Raw genomic sequence first — 19,102 nt, forward strand, 5'->3', positions numbered from 1 at the left:
AACTCAACGCGGGGGATCTCATGAACAGACGCGAATTCACCAAGCTCGGCCTGCTCGCTGGCGCAGTCGGTATCGGCGGAATCCCGCTAGGCATCACGCGCGCGGTGGGCCAAACCCGCGGTGGCACGCTCAATACCATCATCCAGCCTGAGCCGCCGATCCTGGTCACCGCGCTCAACCAGCAGCAGCCGACGCTGACGCTGGGCGGCAAGATCTACGAGAGCCTGCTGCGCTACGATTTCGATCTCAAGCCGCTGCCGGGTCTCGCCCAGTCCTGGGAAGTGTCTCCCGACAAGCTGACCTACACCTTCAAGCTATTCCCGAACATCACATTCCACGACGGCACGCCGCTGACCTCCGAGGACGTGGTGTTCTCGGTGACGAAGATTCTGATGGAGAACCACGCGCGGGCGCGCAACACGTTCTCGCGTGTCGAGAAGGCCGAGGCGCCGGATCCGCTCACGGTGGTGTTCAAACTGAAGACGCCGTTCGCGCCGTTCCTCACCGCGTTCGATTGCACCACCGCACCGATCGTGCCGAAGCACATCTACGAGGGTACCGACTATCGCAAGAATCCGGCCAATGCGAAGGCGATCGGCTCCGGCCCGTTCAAGCTGAAGGAATGGGTGCGCGGTTCGCACGTCCATCTGGTCAGGCACGAGGGCTATTATCGTCCGAACGAGCCGGTCCTCGACGAGATCATCTACCGTGTGATCCCCGATTCCGCTTCGCGCTCGGTGGCGCTGGAGCAGGGCACCGTTCAGCTCACGCAGTGGACCGACGTTGAACTGTTCGAAGTGCCGCGGCTGTCGAAGCTGCCCCACCTGACGATGACCACCAAGGGCTACGAATTCTTCGCGCCGCATACCTGGCTCGAGATGAACAACCGGATCGCACCGATGAACGACAAGCGGTTCCGGCAGGCGGTGATGTACGCGATCGACCGCAAGGCGCTGCTCGCCCGCGTGTACTTTGGTCTCGGCAAGGTATCGACCGGTCCGGTGTCGTCGAAGACGAAGTTCTACGAAAAGAACGTCAAGAAGTACGATTACTCGCCCGAGAAGGCGAAGGCGCTGCTCGACGAGATGGGGCTGAAGCCGGGACCCGACGGCAAGCGGGTGTCGATTCCGTATCTGGTGCCGCCTTATGGCGAAACTCATCAGCGGGCGTCCGAGTTCCTGCGGCAGTCGCTCGCCCGTGTCGGCATCGATCTGCAACTGCAGGGAATCGATATCGCCGGCTGGGCCGAGAAGTTCAGCAACTGGGATTTCTCGATGACGTCGACGACGGTCTATCAGTTCGGTGATCCCGCGCTCGGCGTGTCGCGGAGCTACATCTCGTCCAACATTCGCAAGGGCATCCTGTTCTCCAACACCTGCGGCTATTCCAATCCGGAAGTCGATCGGCTGTTCGAGGCGGCCGCGGTCGCAACCTCCGACGACAAGCGTCAGGAGCTCTACAGCGAGGTCCAGAAGATCATGGTCGAGGAAGTGCCGGTCGCCTGGCTGCTCGAGATCGACTACCCGAACTTCATGGACAAGCGGCTGAAGAACGTGGTGACCACGGCGATCGGCGTTCACGATACCTTCGGGACGGTTTCGTTCGGATGATGGCGCTGGCGCAGTCGATCGGCGGCAGCCGCGGTGTGGCGATCGCTTTGGCGGTCGTCCGCTGGGTGGCCCGCTTCGTCGCGGTGGTGCTGGTGATCGCCACCTTCAACTTCGTGTTGGTGCATGCGGCACCCGGCGATCCTGCACAGGTGATGGCCGGGCAGAGCGGGGCGGCCGATGAGGAGATGCTGACCAGGCTTCGGGCCGAGTATGGGCTCGACAAGCCTTATCCGGTGCAGCTCGCGATCTATCTGAAACGGATCGTGACGCTGGATCTCGGCTACTCTTATCGGCAGCAGCGTTCCGTGCTGTCGCTGATCGGCGAGCGCTTGCCTGCGACCCTGCTCTTGACCTGCTGCGCGTTTCTTCTCTCGCTGTTCGTCGGCGTGTCGCTCGGCACGCTGGCGGGGGTGCGGGCCGGCAAATGGTCGGACACCGCGTTGACCATCGTGTCGCTGTTCCTCTACGCCATGCCGGTGTTCTGGCTCGGCCTGATGCTGGTGCTGCTGTTTTCGGTGCAGCTCGATTGGCTGCCGGCGTTCGGCTACGTCACCATCGGGGTCGAGATGACCCCGCTCGAACGTGCGCGCGACATCGCCTCGCATTTGGTTCTGCCGGTGATCTCGCTCGGCGCGGTGCATCTGGCGATTTACGCCAGGCTGATGCGGTCCGCCGTGATCGACGTCGCGCATCAGGATTTCATCAAGACGGCACGCGCCAAGGGGCTCAGGCGCGGCCAGATCATCATCCGCCACATGCTGCGCAACGCGGTCCTGCCGGTGGTCACCGTCGCCGGCATGCAGGCTGGAACGCTGGTCGGCGGCTCGGTGGTGATCGAGACGGTGTTCGCCTGGCCCGGCCTCGGCCGGCTGACCTTCGACGCCGTGCTGCAGCGCGATTATCCGCTGATGCTCGGGATCTTCCTGGTGATGTCGGTGATCGTCATCGGACTCAATCTTCTCACCGACGCGATCTACCGGGTGGTCGATCCGCGTGTGTCGTTGCGTGCAGCGTCCTGAGCGGAGGTTATGATGGATCGCGTGAAGACCTTCCTCACTCATCCGACCGGCGTGATCGGTCTGGTGATCCTGCTCGGTGTGATCGTGCTTGCGGTCGCCGCGCCGGTGATCTTTCCCGAAGATCCCTGGGAGATGGTGGCGGCGCCGTTCCAGCCGCCTGCCAGCGAGGGATTGCCGCTGGGCTCCGATATGCTCGGGCGCAACGTCGCTGCGGGCATTGCCTACGGAGCCCGGGTGTCGCTGACGATCGGAGTCGCCTCGACGTTGGCGGCGCTGTGCATCGGCGTTGTGATCGGTGCGATCGCCGGCTATTTCGGCGGTCGGGTCGACGATCTGATGATGCGCGTCACCGAGTTATTCCAGACCATTCCGGGCTTCGTTCTGGCGATCCTGCTGGTGGCGACGATTGGGCCGACGCTCACCAACGTCATCATCTCGATCGGCGTGGTGAGCTGGCCGCCGCTGGCGCGATTGACGCGGGCGGAATTCATGCGGCTGCGTGGCCGTGAATTCGTTCAGGCTGCGGTGTGCCAGGGGCAGGCCCCGATGGTGGTGGCGCTGCGCCACATTTTGCCCAATGCGATCTCGCCGATCATCGTCACCGGGTCGCTGACGATCGCGACGGCGATTTTGATCGAGAGCGCGCTCAGCTTTATGGGGTTGGGCGATCCAAATCTGATGTCGTGGGGGCTGATGATCGGCGCGTCGCGCACGGTGATCCGTCAGGCGTGGTGGATGAGCATGTTTCCCGGCATCGCGATCGTGCTGACCGTGCTGGCGATCAATCTGGTGGGTGAGGGACTGAACGACACCCTGAACCCGCGCATCTCGCGAAAGGCGCGCAACGCATGAGCGACGATATCCTTCTGTCCGTCGAAAACCTGTCGGTTGCGCTGCCGAAGGGCGGTGATCGCAGCCACGCGGTCGCGGACGTGTCGCTCAGCGTGCAGCGCAACGAGATCGTCTGTCTGGTCGGCGAGTCCGGCTCGGGCAAGTCGATCACCGCGCATGCCGTGCTCGGGCTCCTGCCGCCGAACCTGTCGATCGGGGGCGGCGCCATCCGGTTTCGCGGCACGGACCTCGCGCACGCGGACGAAGACACAATGCGCAGCCTGCGCGGCGGTGCAATCTCGATGATCTTCCAGGAACCGCTGAGCGCGCTCAATCCGCTGGCGCGGGTCGGCGATCAGATCGCTGAAGCGATCCTGACCCACGCCAACCCGCGGCCCAGTCGCGCTGAGCTCGATGCGCGCGTGCTCGAACTGATCGCGGCGGTCGGGCTGCCGGAGCCGGCGACGCTGGTCCGCAGCTATCCGTTCCAGCTCTCTGGCGGCCAGCGTCAGCGGGTGATGATCGCGATGGCGATGTCGAACAATCCGGCGCTGCTACTTGCCGACGAACCGACCACCGCGCTCGACGTCACCACCCAGAAGCAGATTCTGGCTCTGATCCGGCGGCTACAGGCCGAACGCGGCATGGGCGTGCTGTTCATCACGCACGATTTCGGCGTGGTGGCCGACATCGCCGACCGGGTGGTGGTGATGCGGGGAGGCCGCGTCGTCGAGCAGGGCAGTGTCGACGAGGTGCTGCGACGGCCGAAGGACGACTACACCAAGGCGCTGATCGCGGCGGTGCCGGGGGCACGGCCGGGCGTCGGGCTCGACCGTCACCTCGACGGCGAACCTTTGCTCGACGCGCACGGGCTGAACAAGACCTTCGTGACGGCGCAGGGCTGGTTCCGGCCGCACCGCACGGTGCCTGCGGTCCGCGATGTCGCGCTTAGCCTGCGCCCGCGCGAGACCGTCGCCGTCGTCGGCGAATCCGGTTCCGGCAAATCGACGCTCGGCCGCATCATCATGCGCCTGATCGAGCCCGACGCTGGCGCCATCGAATTCGCCGGGATGGACTTTCTTCAGCTCCGGGGCAGCCAGCTCCGGGCGATGCGCCGCAAGGTGCAGATCGTGTTTCAGGATCCGTTCGCCGCGCTCGATCCACGTCAGAAGGTCGGCGACGCGATCGCGCGCGGACCGATGGCCTATGGTGTGCCGCCGGCGGAGGCGATCGCGGATGCCAAACGCCTGCTGGCGCGGGTCGGGCTGGAAGCGAGCGCTGCCGAGCGCTATCCGCACGAATTCTCCGGCGGCCAACGGCAACGCATCTGCATCGCGCGCGCGCTGGCGCTGAAGCCGATGGTGCTGGTGGCGGATGAGGCGGTGTCTGCGCTCGACGTTTCGGTGCAGGCACAGATTCTCGATCTCCTGGCGGAGCTGCGCGAGGAAATGAATCTCGCCATGCTGTTCATCACCCATGATCTGCGCGTTGCCGCCGAGATCGCCGATCGCATCGTGGTGATGCGCCGTGGTGAGATCGTCGAGCAGGGCGATACCCAGTCGGTCTTTACATCGCCTCAGCACGCCTACACCCGCGCCTTGCTGGACGCGATCCCGGGACGTAGCCTGTTCGCCGGCCCGCAGGCCTCGGTGGTGCAGGACGACGTCATGACCGCGTAGCCGCATGCTCTGGCTGATCTGATGCGCAGCGGAGCCTCCGCTGCCGGCGGCTGAGCCGCGAACCAATCCAACAGGGAAAACAGAATGCGCGATTTCCATAAGACCGGCCGCTCGCTCGCGGTGGCGCAGAACGGCATGGCGGCGACCTCGCATCCGCGCGCCACCCTGGTGGCGGTCGACATCCTGCGTCGCGGCGGCAATGCGATCGACGCCGCTGTGGCCGCGGTCGCGATCCAGGGCGTGGTCGAGCCGCAGATGACCGGCATCGGCGGCGATTGTTTCGCGCTGATCGCGCCGCGCGGCGGCCGCCCGATCGCGCTGAACGGTTCCGGTCGCACCCCGGCCGGCACCGACGCGGAGAAATATGCCGGCGGCGAGGCGCGCGACATCCCGCCGACATCGCCCGAGGCCGTGACCATTCCGGGGGCGATCGACGCGTGGTGCACCTTGATCGAGCGTCACGGCAGCCTGCCGCTCGCCGACGTGCTGGCGCCGGCGATCGAGGCCGCCGAGGAGGGCTTCTGCGTCACGCCGCGCGTCGCGTCCGACTGGCGAAGGTTTCGCGCGCGCGTCGAGATCGACGCGAACGCGGCGGCGCAGTTTCTACCCGGCGGAAACGCGCCCGAGATCGGCGACGTCCGTGCCCAGCCGCGGCTCGGCGCGACGCTGCGCAAGATCGCGCGCGAGGGCCGAGCAGGTTTCTACGAAGGCGAGGTCGCCGAAGAGATCGTGGCGGTGCTGCGCAAGCTCGGCGGCGCCCACAACGTCGATGATTTCGCTGCCCATCGCGGCGAGGACGTGACGCCGATCTCTGCCGATTATCGCGGCTACACCGTGATGGAATGTCCGCCGAACGGGCAGGGGCTGGCCGCGCTGATGATTCTGCGCGTGCTCGAAGGCTTCGACGTCGGCAAGCTGAGCGAAGCCGACCGCATTCACCTGCTCGCCGAGGCGACCAAGGCCGCTTATGCGACGCGCGATGCGTATTTCTGCGATCCGGCGGTCCACCCGCTCGAACCCGCCCGCTTCCTGTCGGATGCGCTGATCGGCAAGATCCGGCAGGGTATCACGATGGACCGCGCCGGCGGGGCGCAGCCGTGGCTCGACACCGAACATCGCGACACGGTCTACGTCACCGTGGTCGATCGCGACCTCAACGCCGTGTCGCTGATCAACTCGATCTTCTCGCCGTTCGGCAGTGGCATCTACGCGCCCAACGCCGGGGTGCTGCTGCACAATCGCGGCTGGAGCTTCCGCGCCAAGCCCGGCCATCCCAATTCGCTCGCACCCCGCAAGCGGCCGATGCACACGATCATTCCCGGCATGCTGATGCAGGGCGATCAGGCGGTGATGCCGTTCGGCGTGATGGGCGGCCATTATCAGGCCGCAGGGCACGCGAACTTCCTCTCGAACGTGCTGGACCTCGGTCTCGACATCCAGGCCGCGGCCGAGCGACCGCGCAGCTTCTGCTTCGACGGCGAGCTGACGCTCGAGACCACGATCAGCCGGGAGATCCACGACGAGATGCAACGCCGCGGCCACGCCGTGCGCTGGGCCGAGCAAGCGATCGGCGGCTGCCAGGCGATCCGGATCGATCGCGCCCGCGGCGTTCTGCTCGGCGCGTCAGACCATCGCAAGGACGGCGTGGCACTCGGCTACTGAGACTGGGCGACATTTGCAGCGCGATCAGTCGAGCCGGATCGGCACGGTCTCGATTCCGGCGAACTGCAACGAGCTCGCCTTCTCCTGACGTGTGTCACCGCGCGTCATGCGCACCGATCTGGCGCGTTGCTGGGGCCCCGCAGCTTTCGCTGCGCGGCTCGGCCTCGCGCATGGGGCGCGCCACCCTTCCCGAAGCTGCGAGTCGCTTCTTCTGGAGGCGCGCATCGGTTCCAGATCGTCTTGACCCAATTTTCGCCCAGAAAAGCCATGAGTTCTGATCGTCGGCGCTGACGCAAGCACGCCGGCTTTGGTCGGGCGGCAGTGGCGGGATGGCTCCTGACAGGCGCCGCAGCTTCAATCTGCGGGCGGCTGTGCTAAGCCGCGCCGTCGGAGGCGATGGGTTGGAATGGAAATCTTGTCGAAAGCGGTGGCCTGCGCGGCAGCGGCCTTGATTGCGCTTGCTCCCGGCGTGGCCGATGCGCGGGGCTGGGACACCGTGCATCGCTTCGTGCACAGGACAGGCAAGTGCGGTGCTGGCAAAGAGGTCCTGGCGTCGCTGTATACGATCGGTTCGCGGACGAGCAGCGGCGAACCGATGAACCATGACGGTCTGACCGCAGCCTCCCACGAATATCCCCTCGGCACCACCGTCTTGGTCACCAACCCGGTGAACGGCCGAAGCTGCAGCATTCGGGTCAACGATCGCGGCCCCTACGGCAAACCGCGCGACCTCGGCGTGAAGATCGACTTCACCCTCGGCGCAGCACGGTGCCTCGGCATGCACAGCACGCAGTATGTCTGCCTGCCGGGTGAGGAGCCGATCGAGATCGCCGGCATGCCGCTCGTGATCGACGGCAACACGGTCGAGATCAGCGGCAGGAAGATTCGGCTGCAGGGAATCGACGCGCCGGAAACGGACCAGATTTGCGTCGACGAGAAGGGCACCGGGTGGACCTGCGGTCTCGCCGCGCGTGACGAACTCGCCAAGCGCTTCGGCGAGAAGCCATGGACCTGCAAAGTTGCCGGTCACGACAAATACGGCAGGTCGCTCGGAAGCTGCTCTGCCAACGCCGAGAGCGTTGAAGAGTGGATGGTACGCTCCGGATGGGCGCTGGCGCTGATCAGTGCTTCCCGCGCCTATGAAGCGACTGAAGCCATCGCTCGGGACGCGCAGAGCGGCCTCTGGTCGGGCGCTTTCATCGCACCTGCGGATTGGCGCGGCCGAAATAACCAGACGAAAATCATCGGCGCCGCCAGCGTCCCGGGCAGCGCACTCGAGATTCTGCGGGGCACCGCGTCGACAGCCGAAGCGCCTTCGACGGAATGCGTCCTCAAGGGCACTTTCGGTCGGGCCGGTCAGTGTACCTACTATCAGCCAGCTAGTCGCTTGTACGCGAAGCTGAAGATGGGACCGGGCAAGCGCTGGTTCTGCAGCGTCAAGGAGGCCGAGACGGCGGGATGCCGGGCGTCCAAGAAGTGAGTCAGATTACGATCGAGACGATCGCTGAGGACGCTTTGCTCGATGCGTCTGTCCGTCCTCGTCAGGTCGGACTCTAACTCTAACTGGAGTAAAAATTCAGGAGCAGGTCAGTGTCGAAGTCCCTTGAAAGGTCAGCCAGCGCCGCATTGGCAAGTAGCCGGATCGTCCGCAGCGGATGGTCGGGCCGAACCCGAGCCTCCAGGTCTACATAGCTGAACAACGCCCCAGATCGTTCGTCGCTTCCACGCATCGTCTTCCTCTCGAAGCATCCGTATCGAAGGGAATCACGACCAGAGACCCGCCGCCAGGGGCTTTTTCAACAGCCGCTCTAGGTCGACCCACGCGCGATTCTATCGTTGGCTGGCAGGTAGTCCCTCACTTCCAAACGAAACGAAGTTCCTCGCGGAACGCGAAGCGTTCGATGTGGCTGCCGATGATCTCCTGGAAGGTTGTCATGTTGGCCGCATCGGTCGCGGTCAGATCGATCAATAGGGCATCTGGTGTTGCGGTCAGCCTGGCCTCACCGAGCGGCAAAGCAATTCGGGCCTGAATCGGATCGAACTCGGTTTCGAATTTGTGCGCCCAGTGCTTGCAGAGTTGCTGAAGATAGCGGCTGGCGTGGGCTGTTGGTAAGGCGGTGTGGGCCATTTGTGGGCTGTAGGTTGATGATGAGCTCATGCGCGATCTCGATGTTGGTATTGAGGTGACGAACGGCTCAGGCGGGCGCCGCCTGAGCCGCTTCGCTTTGTTTGGATGGCGTTGCCGAACCGCGCGCCGCACGATCGGCGATCAGAAGTTGAAGGTCGCCGACACCATGTAGGTGCGAGGTGCACCGACGGCCAAATAGCCGCGGGCAGCCGACAGATAGTAAGCCGTATCTGCGACGTTCTCGACGGTGGCTCGCAGTACCGCCGGCTTGCCGTTCGGGGCCACGAACGTGTAGCGGGCGCCGAGGTCGACCCGCGTCCAGTCGGACACGGTCTGCGTGTTGGCTTGATCGTAGAACACATCGGCCGTGTGGATGACGCGACCGGTGAGGGTGACGCCCGGAGCCATCCAAGCCGGTAGATCGTATTCGCCGTAGAGGGTCAGCGAGGTGGTCGGCACGCCGGGCACGTCGTTGCCGTTGTAGCGGCCGCCGATCGTCGACACCAGTTTGGCATCAATCAGTGCGACGCCGCCAAGCAGCCGGAACCCCTTGAAAGGTTCGCCGAAGACGTTGAATTCGACACCGCGGTTGCGCTGCAGCCCGTCGACCGAGAAGATGCGGGTGGTGGGGTCGGTGTAGGCACTGGGTTGCTCGATCTGGAACAGTGAGGCCGTCAGCGCCACGAAACCGAAATCATACTTGGCGCCGACTTCTTGTTGCTTGCTGACCATTGGCGGAAACACCGTGTTGGGGTTTCGCGCCGTCGCCGGCGCCGTCGGTCCCGAGTCGAGCGATTCGATATAGTTTCCGTAGATCGACAGCTCGTCCGTTGCGCGGATCACGGCGCCGACGGCGGGGCTGAAGCGAGCTTCGTTATAGTAGGATGAGCGGGTTCCCTGCGTTGGCCCGGCTGCGGTGACGAAGCCGCTGAGCGCGATGTCCTGCCAGCGGCCGCCGAGGGTCAGAAGCAGCCGATCGTTGAACAACGAAAGCGTGTCGGAGACCGCGACGCTACGAGCGGTCAGCCGCGACAGCAGAGGCCGGTCGTCGGACTGCGCGAAGCCGCTGGTTTGGAACGCCCCTGGTCGTGGCCGCACGGGATTGTAGATGTTGGTCACGTAGCTGTACGGCGTGAAGCCGAGCGTTCCGCCGCGATACAGCTCGTTGTTGGCTTCGACCGCCGAGATGTTGAGCTGGTGGCCGATCACGCCGGTCCTGAATTTTGACCGCAGCCCTATCTCGCCGGTATAGCCCTGCAGCTCCTGCGGCTGGATTGCCAGCGTGTTGGTCGCCGTCCCATTGAAATTGGTGATCCGGTAGGACGAGGTGAGGAAGTCTTCGTTGTAGATGCTGCCGCCACCGGCAAGATACAGCGTGGTATCCGGCAGGATATCGTATTCGGCGCGGCCGGCGATCATCTTGTAGCGGCTGTCGATGTACTCGTCGCGGCTTGCGGTGTTGATGCGGCCGTTGGGCGCGGGCGGAATGACGATGTTCGGCGCCGCCGAGTTGAACAGCGACGTCGGCGCATTGATGTGCTGGACCGAGCTGTTGAGGTCCAGCGAGGCGCGGAAGTCCTCGCTGCGATAATCTAGGCCGAGCGAGGCGACGCCTACCTCAGCCGAGTTGAGGTCCAGCGGCGTATCGCCATTGCGGTAGGAGCCGTTGAAGCGCACGCCCCATTCCTTGAAGTCGCCGAAGCGGCGACCGACATCGATGTGATTCCAGATCTGGGAGTCGCTCATCCAGCCAGTGGTCAGGCGCGTGAGTGGTTCGTCGCCGGCCCGCTTCGGGATCAGATTGATCGTGCCGCCGACCCGGGCGGTGCCGCCGCTGAGCAGCGCGCTCGGGCCTTTCAGGATCTCGACCCGCTCGATGCCCTCGAGGAAGCTGCGCCGCGGGTTGGCGAGATAGAACAACCCGTCATAGGCGGTGTCGAGGTTGGTCACTGAGAAGCCGCGGATGAAGAACGAGTCGCGCTCGCTGAACGGAGGAGCGTCGTTGCGCACCGACGGATCATTCAGCACCACGTCCGCGATACTCCGCGCCTGCTGATCCTCCATCAGCTTCGAGGTGAAACTGGTGATGTTGAAAGGCGCCGAGAAAATCGAGGTGTTGCCGAGCAGGCCAAGCCTTGCACCGCTGCCGACCTGACCACCGGCATAGGGGACTGGTGGTTGTCCGACCGTTCCGGTCTGAGGCACGCCGGGCGTGGGGAATACCGCCGGGGCCGCCTCGGCCTGCCGCGCGCGGGGACGGGACGCCACGCGGCGCGGATTGGCTGCGGTGCTCGTAGGCCGGCTCGCTGCGCGCTGACGCGCTTGCGGTTCGAGGATCTCGATCGGCGGAAGGTTCGTCGATCGGGACGAAGTTTCCGCCAAGGCTCCGTCGGCGAGCGGCATCACGCCTAAGCCTGAAACGAATAGAGCGACCTGACCAGCTTTCTTTCTCATCAATGTCTCCGAGATGTTCTTCGTGGAATGTCGTGGAGGGCTATCTTCGCGCCGCGGAAGTGTGCGGGCGATCAGCTGCGATCTGCGGCCACGGTTCGCGGCCGCGTCGAGCGGCGTCCCGAGGCCGGATGCGAGGCAAGACGCAGCAGTTCATCGCAGCCGCGCCATGCAATGGGCGTCGACGAACTCGCCGTCTCTGAAGCTGGCGGCCTTGTGCGTACCCTCGATCGCGAAGCCGAATTTCGCGTACAGCGCCAGCGCCGCGACATTGTCGGTGAACACCGTCATCTCCAGCCGTTTGATGTTCAGCCAGTTGTCGGCGGTGTCGATCATCGCGGCGAGCAGCTTCGAGCCGATGCCGACGCGGGCGTAGTTTTCGTGAACGCCGATCCAGAATTCGGCGGCGTGGGCGCGGCGCCCAAGAAACGGGCGCAACGCGGACGCACCGACGACGCGTCCATCCAACTCCGCCGAGTAGTGCAGGTCGCGCGGAGACTGCGGCTCCAGCCATTTGACGATGGTTTCGAACGACTCGAAGGGAAGGGCGAGAGTCCAGAACCGAAAGGCGTGTTGATTGACGATGTCGTAGATGTCGGCCGTATCTTCCCGGCGCATCGCTCGAATGATCACATGCATGTTGTTGTCCATGGCGCGGGCCAGCTAGAACGTCAGCTTGGCGCTGACGAGGTAGGAGCGGCCTGGGTCATAGAGTGGCCGCACCACGCCGCTGCCGTATTCGAGGCCGTAAGTGCCGCGCGCCGCATAGGTCTGATTCGACAGATTGCGAACCTCGCCGCGAAGCGTGAGCGAGGGCAGGGCGAACGGATGGTGTTCGGCAAAGACGTTGACGACCTCGTAGCCGTCGAGCCGTCCGATCCCGGTGAAAGGGTTCAGCAGGCTGTCGTCCTCGAAAGCGATCTCCACATCACCGCCGATCGTCAGGCTCGATGACGCGAAGCTGTGCGCGACCTGGACCGTCAGGATGTCGCCGATCGGAGCGGTCAGGTACTTGCCGAGGTAGCTGTCGGCGGGCCTGCCGTTGATCGTCGCATCGGTGCGAACGAACTGCAGGCGAACAAAGCCATCGTCCCAAGAGTAGGCGCCGCCGACGTGGAAGCCCTGACTCTGCACATCGAAGGCGCGCAGCGCCATGTCGGTGCCCCACAGCGGGACGCGGGCATCCCGGATTCGAGTCCGGAATACGCCGCCCTCGATCCGGAAGCTCGTAAAGTGCGCCACCAGGCCGGCGGTGGCGTTGTCCGAGGTGACCGAACGCGGCCCGGTGCCGTAGTTCCAGGCCGGGTTCTGGACGTAGTTTTCTGCGAGCGGAACGCCGGCCCAGACGTTGGAGTAACCTGCCTTCGCGGTCAGGTGACTGGTCAGGGCATAGTCGCCCGATACATTACTGCTCAAGCCCCGGTCGCTGGAGCGGAAGCCGTTAATGCCGCCGAACTGCTGATGGTCGCCGCGTAGCCCGAACGACAGCTTGGCGTTGTCCAGGAGTGTCAGCCGGGCCTGAGCATAGGCGCCGACATTGTCGGCGGTCTCGGCAGTTCGATAAGCCCGTTCGATCGATCTGGCGCGGTCGCGATAGAAATCGATGCCGGCGACGATGTCTCCGATCGGCAGCGCGAACTTGTTCTCCAGCTTCCCGTTGAGACTGTCGGTGACGCCTTCGCTGGTGTAGCTGTAGGTCTCAGGCGTGGCACCGGCGTACTGATCGACCGCGACCCGGGTGCGGTTGTAGCCAAGCACGACAGTCGGATTCCACCACCCCTCTGGAGCGACATTGGAGTAGCTGACGACGGTGTTTTGCCGGTCGAGCTTGTAGGGGCGAACGAGCGGCGTCGTCTGCGAGCCGTAAATCTGCACCGCGTTGGCACGGAACGGCCGGATGGCGTCGTCGCGGATCTGCTCGTGGCTGATGGACAAGCGATGTCCGTCGGCGTTCTGATAGGCGAGCTTACCGAGCCCGCTCAAGACATTGGTGGCGCTGCCGAGCACCTGGTCGCCGTTACCGGCTCGAAACTCGCTGCCTTTGCCATAGGTGAACGAGCCCAGCGCCTCGAATTCGCCCTGACGGCTATAGCTGGTGAGGTTCGAGGTCGAGACGTTGCCGTTGAAGTTGAACGTCGACTTGATCGAACCGCCGAAACCGTCCGCGGAGAGGAAGTCTCGCGCGTCCTTGGTGAAGTATGAGATTGCGCCGCCGAGCGCGCCGGGGCCGGCATCGGCTGGCGCCACGCCGGCATCGATACGCACCGCCCTGAGTAGGCTGGGGTCGATCATCGTGGTGGCGTTGTGGTGGAACACCTTGTTGTTCTGGCGCGAGCCGTCGATCGAGATCGCCAGATTGGTTTCCTCGATTCCCTGAACATAGAGCTTTTGGGACATCGGCAATGACGAGCCGACCACAACGCTTGGTTCGCCGCGGAACACACCTCTGAGGTCGGTCGCATTTCGGCGTTCGATATCGGCGCTCGTGATGTCGATCTCGCTGACGCCGCCGCGCCCGATGCTGACTTCGGTCACGCTGATCGTTTCGAGCGCGATAGCGGCGTCGGGCGCCGACTCGATGGTGACGGTGCGGGGGCCGGTGAAGCGATAGGCGAGGTTCGATCCGGAGAGGATCTCACGCAGCGCGGCTTCGGCCGCGAGTAGGCCGTTGACGGCGGGTGAGGCACCGCTGATTGCACTTCCACCAAGCCGAACGACCTGAATCCCTGTTGTCGTCGTGAAGTCGGCCAGCGCCGACAGGCGCGGCTTGGGCTCGATCCGGAAGTCGAACGTCGCGTCCGCTCGCGGCCGGGCTTCGGACGCGGTCACGAGAAGTGCCAACGCACAGAGGGAGGCCCCGCACCTCGATCCGGCGACACTGGCAAATCTTCGCATTGTCTTGACGTCCCCCACGACGGTCGAGGGGTACGCGTTCAGAGCCCTCGCTGATCAACGTGCGTGCGAGGCAAAACCCGTAAAAATACTGAGAAGCATTACCGGTAGATCAGCGTGGCCACGCCGGGCACCGACAGGGTACGCACGCCAAGGGTGGCGCGGAGCGCCTCCAGCACCGACTCCTGATCGTCGGCGCGGAAGGTGCCGGACAGCGTCGTCCGTTCGAGTTGCCGATCGACGATCAGAACGTGACCGGGCGCCATCTTGTCGAGTTCTTTGACCACCTGCGACAGCGGCGCGCGGTCGACGATGATCAGGCCGCGTCGCCACGCGAATGCCTGGTCCGGTTCGATCGTGGTTGGCGTGCTGAGGCTACCGTTCTGGAACGCGACGCGCTGCCAATCGGTCAGATCGACCTGGAGATCCGCAGTCTGAGGCCCTGAGACCGCAACCCGGCCGTGCTCGACGGTCACCGCCGCGGCTTCGCGGTCGACCTCGAAGGCGGTGCCGCGCACCTGAACGTCGACTTGTCCCGCATGCACGGTGAACGGACGTGCGGAGTCGGCAACGACGTCGAACCAAGCGCGGCCGCGCAGCAGGGTCACGACGCGGCGACCGCCCGCCATGTCGCTGTTCAGCGCCGTGTCGCCGTCGAGTACCGCCAACGAGCCATCGGCGAGGCGCACGTCGCGCCGTTCACCAGGGCGCGTGGCCGCATCTGCAAAGGCCCGGTCGATGAGGCCGGGATCGCGCCACATGAAGATCGCCGCGATCAGCGCCACCACCGCCGAAGCGGCGGCGAACTTCACGCCGATTTTTGCTGGCTGGCGAGGGCGCGGAGTCGGGACTGGCGCCGGTGCGTCGCGGTGCCATCCGGAAGCGGCGAGCTGCGCCGCCGGCTGATCGAGCGCTCCCCAGAGCTCCGAGACTTCGTGCATCGCCTCAGGATGCGCTACATCCGCCGCGAGCCAGGTCTGGTAAGCGCGGCGGGTCTCGTCCGATACGAGCGGATTGTTGAGGCGGACGAACCACTCGGTCGCCTCCTGGAGCGCCCGCTGACGGTCGTCGTCATTCGATGCGGTGTTCATCTCCACGCCATCTCTCGCGCTGTGCGGGGGCATGATCGAGGTCGCGCGTCTCCGGCGCGCGGCCGTCGCCGCATTCTCGCGTGGGATCGTAGGATGCCGTGTTTCAATGCATCAAGACTTCATAAGTGGTTCAGAACGATCGGCTTGCCATGATAGCTTTCGACCGGCATCTCATAGCCGAAGATCCGCTGCAAGCTGGTTGTGTTTGCGATCAGCGCCGGAGGGCCGCTCGCGACCACCGCGCCGTGCTTCAGGGCGACGATGTAATCGGCGTAAGTCACCGCCTGATTGATATCGTGCAAAACGATCACGATGGCCCGTCGTTCGCTGTCGGCGATTTCGCGGAGGGCGCGCATCAGCTCGCGGGCATAAAACATGTCGAGATTGTTGAGCGGCTCATCCAGCAGCAACCATCGCGTGCCCTGACAGAACGTCATCGCCACCAGCACGAGTTGGCGCTGTCCGCCGGACAGCGTGTCGATGAAGCGGTCGGCGAATGACGTCAGATCGAAGCGTTCGAGCGCGGCCTGGGTCAGTGCCCGATCTTCGTCGGTGATGCGGCCGCCATTGTGCGGGAACCGGCCGAAGGCGACCAGCTCACGCACGCGCAGCCGGCTGGCAATCGCCGGATCCTGCCGCAGGATCGCGAGCGTGCGGGCGAGTATGCGGCTCGGCGTCGCGCCGACGGTCAAGCCGTCAACCGCGATGGTGCCTTGCTGCAATGGCTGAAGCCGGGCGATCAGCGATAACAGGCTCGATTTGCCGGCTCCGTTCGGCCCGATCAACGCGGTGACGCCGGTCACCGGGATTTCCAGATTGATGTCTTTGAGGATCGGCGCGCCCTGATGGGCGAGCGAGACGTTGTTCACGACGATCATCGCCGGACTCCGTGCAGAAGCATTACGAGGAACACCAGACCGCCGACGAACTCGATGACGACGCCAAGTGTTGAGGCGCCGCCGAGAACATGCTGGAGGATGGTTTGGCCGCCGACCAGCACGATCACGGCGACCAGCGCCGCGGCCGGAAGCAGGATCGCGTGGCGCCGCGTATCGATCAGCCGTTCGCCGAGGGCGACGACCAGCAGGCCGAAGAACGCCACCGGCCCGACGAGCGCGGTCGAGACCGCGACCAGCGCCGCGACCAGCATAATCATGCCCGCAACGACGCGCGGCCATTCCAGGCCAAGGCCGGTCGAGACATCGCGGCCGAGCGCCAATACGTCGAGGACGTGGCGCATCCGCCAGACGATGGCGATGCCGACCAGCGTCAGCGCGCAGGCGGCGATCAGAAGCTCGCCGTGGATCTTGCTGAAATTGGCGTAGCTGGCGCCCTGCAGCACCACGAAGTCGTTGGGATCGATCAGCCGGGCGAGCAGCGACGACAGGCTGCGGAACAGCACGCCGACGGTGACGCCGGTGAGCAGCATCAGGATCAGGTCCATGCGGGCCTTCAGCAGCGGCAGAAACAGCAGCGCCGCGAGGATCACCATCACGGTGGCCTCGCCGGCGAACTTGAGCCGCGGGTCAAGCACCGCGAAGCCAAGCCCGCCGACGGCGAATACCAGCAGCGACTGGCTGAACACGTAGAGCGCGTCGAGTCCCATGATCGACGGCGTCAGGATCCGGTTGGTCGTCACCGTCTGAAACACCACCGTCGAGACTGCGATCGAGACCGCAACTACGATCAGCGCAGCCAGGCGGACGGCGCGCAGTTCGAGCGCGAACCAGACGTTTCCACGCAGCCCGACCGCCATGTAGGCTGCGATGCAAGCGAGCGCGACCACGCCGAGCGAGGCCAGGACGATCGTCGATCTGTCACGCATGGGACGGACGGCGCAATAGAAGCCACAGGAATGACGCTGCGCCGACGACGCCCAGCACGGTGCCGACGGGGACCTCGTAGGGGAAGTGCAGCAGCCGGCCGATGATGTCGCAGGCGAGCACCAGCGCGGCGCCGCTCCCCGCGACCCAGGGGATCAGCGATCGCATATTGTCGCCGATCAGCCGCGAGACCATGTTGGGGACCACGAGACCCACGAACGGGATCATCCCGACGATCACCACGGTCAGCGCGGTGACGATCGAGATGATCAAAAGCCCGATTTGCATCATGCGGGCATAGTCCAGCCCCAGCCCGACACTGACGTCGCGTCCGAGCGACATCAAAGTGAGGCGGTCGGCGAACGCCCAGGTTACGGCGAGGACAGCGGCCGAGACCCAGAGGAGTTCGTAGCGACCGCGCAGCACGCCGGAGAACTCGCCGTTGGTCCAGATCTCGATGAACTGCAGCAGATCGGTGTGCCAGGCGACGAAGGTAACGGCGGCGCCGACCACGCCGCCGTAGACCAGCCCGAACAGCGGCACCAGAAACGGCTGCGTCGGCGGCAGCCGATGGGCGATCGCCAGGAACAGCGATGTGCCGGCGAGGGCGGTCAGGCTCGCGACCAGTGTCTTGGTGGCGATCGAGGCCGAAGGGAGCAACAGCGCCGCCAACAGGATGCCGAGCGCGGCGCTCTGGCCGGTCCCCGCCGTGGTCGGCTCGACGAACCGGTTGCGTGCCAGCGTCTGCATCACCAGGCCGGCAATCGCGAGGCCGGCACCGGTCAGAACGGCGGCCAGCGTGCGCGGCAGCCGGCTCGCGGCGACGAGATAAAGCGTATCGGGATTGGTCAACACGTCGCGCGGCGCGACGTCGCCGACGCCGACGAAGATGCTGACGGCGAACAGGGCGACCAGCGCCAGCAGCGCGGTCGTCCCGGCGGAGCGCGAAGCGGCTCGCTCGACTGCGATCATCGCGGCTCCGAGAAGCCGCGGGTGAGAGCCGCCAGAACGCGGGTCATCGCCTGGATGCCACCGCCGGCGATGTACAGATCGGCGGAGGGAAGATAGATCACGCGGCCGCTCTTCCAGGCCTTGGTGTCACGCACCAGCTCGTTGTCGAGCGTGGCTCGCGCTTGATTGTCGCCGGCCCCGATCGCCATCGCGCGGTCGACCACGATCAGCCAGTCCGGATCGGCCTTGCGGACGAACTCGAAGGAGACCGCTTCGCCGTGGATCGAGGGGGCCATAGTGGTTACCGCCGGCTCGATCTGAAGCGTGCTGTGAATCCAGCCGAACCGCGAACCGAGGCCAAAGGCGGAGATTTTCGGCCCGTTGGTCATCACGATCAGCGCGCGTCCTTTACCCTTGGCCGCATCGCGTGCCGCGACGATTGCCGCGTTGAACTTCTGCTTTTCTTGCTCGGCGGTCTGCTCGCGGCCGAACAGCCGGCCGTAGGCCTGAAGCCGGGCTTCTGCATCCCGGACCAGTTCCTGTCCGTCGATCGTCATGTCGATCGTGGGCGCGATACGCGAAGTGAACTTCGCCTTGGGCGATGAACGACCTCCGAGAATGATCAGATCCGGATCGAGCGCGCTAAGGGCTTCGAGATTAGGTTCAAACAGCGTGCCGACGACCTCGCCGCCGGCAGCGGCTGATTTCAGTTCGGGCAGGAATACCCGATCCGGTACGCCGGCGGCTTTGACGCCGAGCAGGTCGAGCGTGTCGAGCGCTGCCATGTCGAAGACGGCGACGCGAGACGGTTTGGCCTGCACCCTGACCATACCTTGGGCGGTCTGGATCTCGATGGTTTCCGCGGAGGCCGGCGCAGGCAGAGCAAGCGCGGCGAGCATCGCGATCATACGGATCAAATACATGAGGGTCCCTTGGAGGAGGCGACGTGGCCGGCGGCACGCGAC

Annotated in this window: 16 protein-coding genes and 1 pseudogene; 7 read left to right on the plus strand and 10 right to left on the minus strand. The window is 65.0% G+C overall.

Going from position 1 to position 19,102, the window contains the following annotated elements:
* Positions 1-20 precede the first annotated feature (20 nt).
* The 6 genes from M9H71_RS12020 to M9H71_RS12045 all read left to right on the plus strand — a co-directional run bounded on the left by M9H71_RS12020 (position 21) and on the right by M9H71_RS12045 (position 8,281).
* The gene (locus tag M9H71_RS12020) at positions 21-1,610 is read left to right on the plus strand and encodes an ABC transporter substrate-binding protein (protein WP_455405235.1); all 1,590 of its coding nucleotides are present in this window, start codon (positions 21-23) and stop codon (positions 1,608-1,610) included.
* Entirely contained in the window at positions 1,607-2,629 is a 1,023-nt protein-coding gene (locus M9H71_RS12025; protein WP_455405236.1) for an ABC transporter permease, read from the plus strand. Before M9H71_RS12020 ends, M9H71_RS12025 begins: the two co-directional genes overlap by 4 nt.
* 12 nt (positions 2,630-2,641) lie before the next feature.
* Positions 2,642-3,481: an ABC transporter permease gene (locus M9H71_RS12030; RefSeq protein WP_455405237.1), complete on the plus strand. Its 840-nt coding sequence runs from the start codon at positions 2,642-2,644 to the stop codon at positions 3,479-3,481.
* Positions 3,478-5,139, plus strand: coding sequence for an ABC transporter ATP-binding protein (locus M9H71_RS12035; RefSeq protein ID WP_455405238.1), 1,662 nt, complete (start codon positions 3,478-3,480; stop codon positions 5,137-5,139). Before M9H71_RS12030 ends, M9H71_RS12035 begins: the two co-directional genes overlap by 4 nt.
* 84 nt (positions 5,140-5,223) lie before the next feature.
* Complete coding sequence (ggt, locus tag M9H71_RS12040; protein ID WP_455405239.1) at positions 5,224-6,801, plus strand: gamma-glutamyltransferase; 1,578 nt, start codon at positions 5,224-5,226, stop codon at positions 6,799-6,801.
* A 406-nt stretch (positions 6,802-7,207) separates the two neighbouring features.
* A complete protein-coding gene (locus M9H71_RS12045; RefSeq protein WP_455405240.1) occupies positions 7,208-8,281 on the plus strand; it encodes a thermonuclease family protein in 1,074 nt (357 codons plus the stop codon).
* A 112-nt stretch (positions 8,282-8,393) separates the two neighbouring features.
* Here M9H71_RS12045 and M9H71_RS12050 read toward each other — a convergent pair.
* A pseudogene (locus tag M9H71_RS12050) lies at positions 8,394-8,531 on the minus strand (IS5/IS1182 family transposase); the annotation flags it as partial.
* A 125-nt stretch (positions 8,532-8,656) separates the two neighbouring features.
* Positions 8,657-8,959 carry a DUF2218 domain-containing protein gene (locus M9H71_RS12055; protein WP_455405241.1) on the minus strand — a complete coding sequence of 101 codons (303 nt, stop codon included), beginning with the start codon at positions 8,957-8,959 and terminating at the stop codon, positions 8,657-8,659.
* Here M9H71_RS12055 and M9H71_RS12060 point away from each other — a divergent pair.
* Positions 8,958-9,101, plus strand: a complete 144-nt coding sequence (locus M9H71_RS12060) for a hypothetical protein (RefSeq protein ID WP_455405242.1) — start codon at positions 8,958-8,960, stop codon at positions 9,099-9,101. The two genes, M9H71_RS12055 and M9H71_RS12060, sit on opposite strands and share 2 nt — an antisense overlap.
* Here M9H71_RS12060 and M9H71_RS12065 read toward each other — a convergent pair.
* The 8 genes from M9H71_RS12065 to M9H71_RS12100 all read right to left on the minus strand — a co-directional run bounded on the left by M9H71_RS12065 (position 9,071) and on the right by M9H71_RS12100 (position 19,060).
* Positions 9,071-11,383, minus strand: coding sequence for a TonB-dependent receptor (locus tag M9H71_RS12065; protein ID WP_455405243.1), 2,313 nt, complete (start codon positions 11,381-11,383; stop codon positions 9,071-9,073). The genes M9H71_RS12060 and M9H71_RS12065 overlap by 31 nt on opposite strands.
* Positions 11,384-11,533: 150 nt before the next feature.
* A complete protein-coding gene (locus M9H71_RS12070) occupies positions 11,534-12,019 on the minus strand; it encodes a GNAT family N-acetyltransferase (protein WP_455405244.1) in 486 nt (161 codons plus the stop codon).
* A 24-nt stretch (positions 12,020-12,043) separates the two neighbouring features.
* Positions 12,044-14,209, minus strand: coding sequence for a TonB-dependent receptor domain-containing protein (locus tag M9H71_RS12075; RefSeq protein WP_455405245.1), 2,166 nt, complete (start codon positions 14,207-14,209; stop codon positions 12,044-12,046).
* A gap of 164 nt (positions 14,210-14,373) precedes the next feature.
* A complete protein-coding gene (locus M9H71_RS12080) occupies positions 14,374-15,363 on the minus strand; it encodes a FecR family protein (protein WP_455405246.1) in 990 nt (329 codons plus the stop codon).
* 119 nt (positions 15,364-15,482) lie between these two features.
* A complete protein-coding gene (locus tag M9H71_RS12085; RefSeq protein ID WP_455405247.1) occupies positions 15,483-16,241 on the minus strand; it encodes an iron ABC transporter ATP-binding protein in 759 nt (252 codons plus the stop codon).
* Positions 16,238-17,188: an iron chelate uptake ABC transporter family permease subunit gene (locus M9H71_RS12090; RefSeq protein ID WP_455405248.1), complete on the minus strand. Its 951-nt coding sequence runs from the start codon at positions 17,186-17,188 to the stop codon at positions 16,238-16,240. Before M9H71_RS12090 ends, M9H71_RS12085 begins: the two co-directional genes overlap by 4 nt.
* Positions 17,181-18,158, minus strand: a complete 978-nt coding sequence (locus M9H71_RS12095) for an ABC transporter permease (RefSeq protein ID WP_455405249.1) — start codon at positions 18,156-18,158, stop codon at positions 17,181-17,183. The genes M9H71_RS12090 and M9H71_RS12095 overlap by 8 nt, the downstream gene beginning before the upstream one ends.
* Positions 18,155-19,060 carry a siderophore ABC transporter substrate-binding protein gene (locus tag M9H71_RS12100; RefSeq protein ID WP_455405250.1) on the minus strand — a complete coding sequence of 302 codons (906 nt, stop codon included), beginning with the start codon at positions 19,058-19,060 and terminating at the stop codon, positions 18,155-18,157. The genes M9H71_RS12095 and M9H71_RS12100 overlap by 4 nt, the downstream gene beginning before the upstream one ends.
* Between the last annotated feature and the right edge of the window lie 42 nt (positions 19,061-19,102).

The sequence above is a fragment of the Rhodopseudomonas parapalustris genome, from assembly GCF_053772255.1.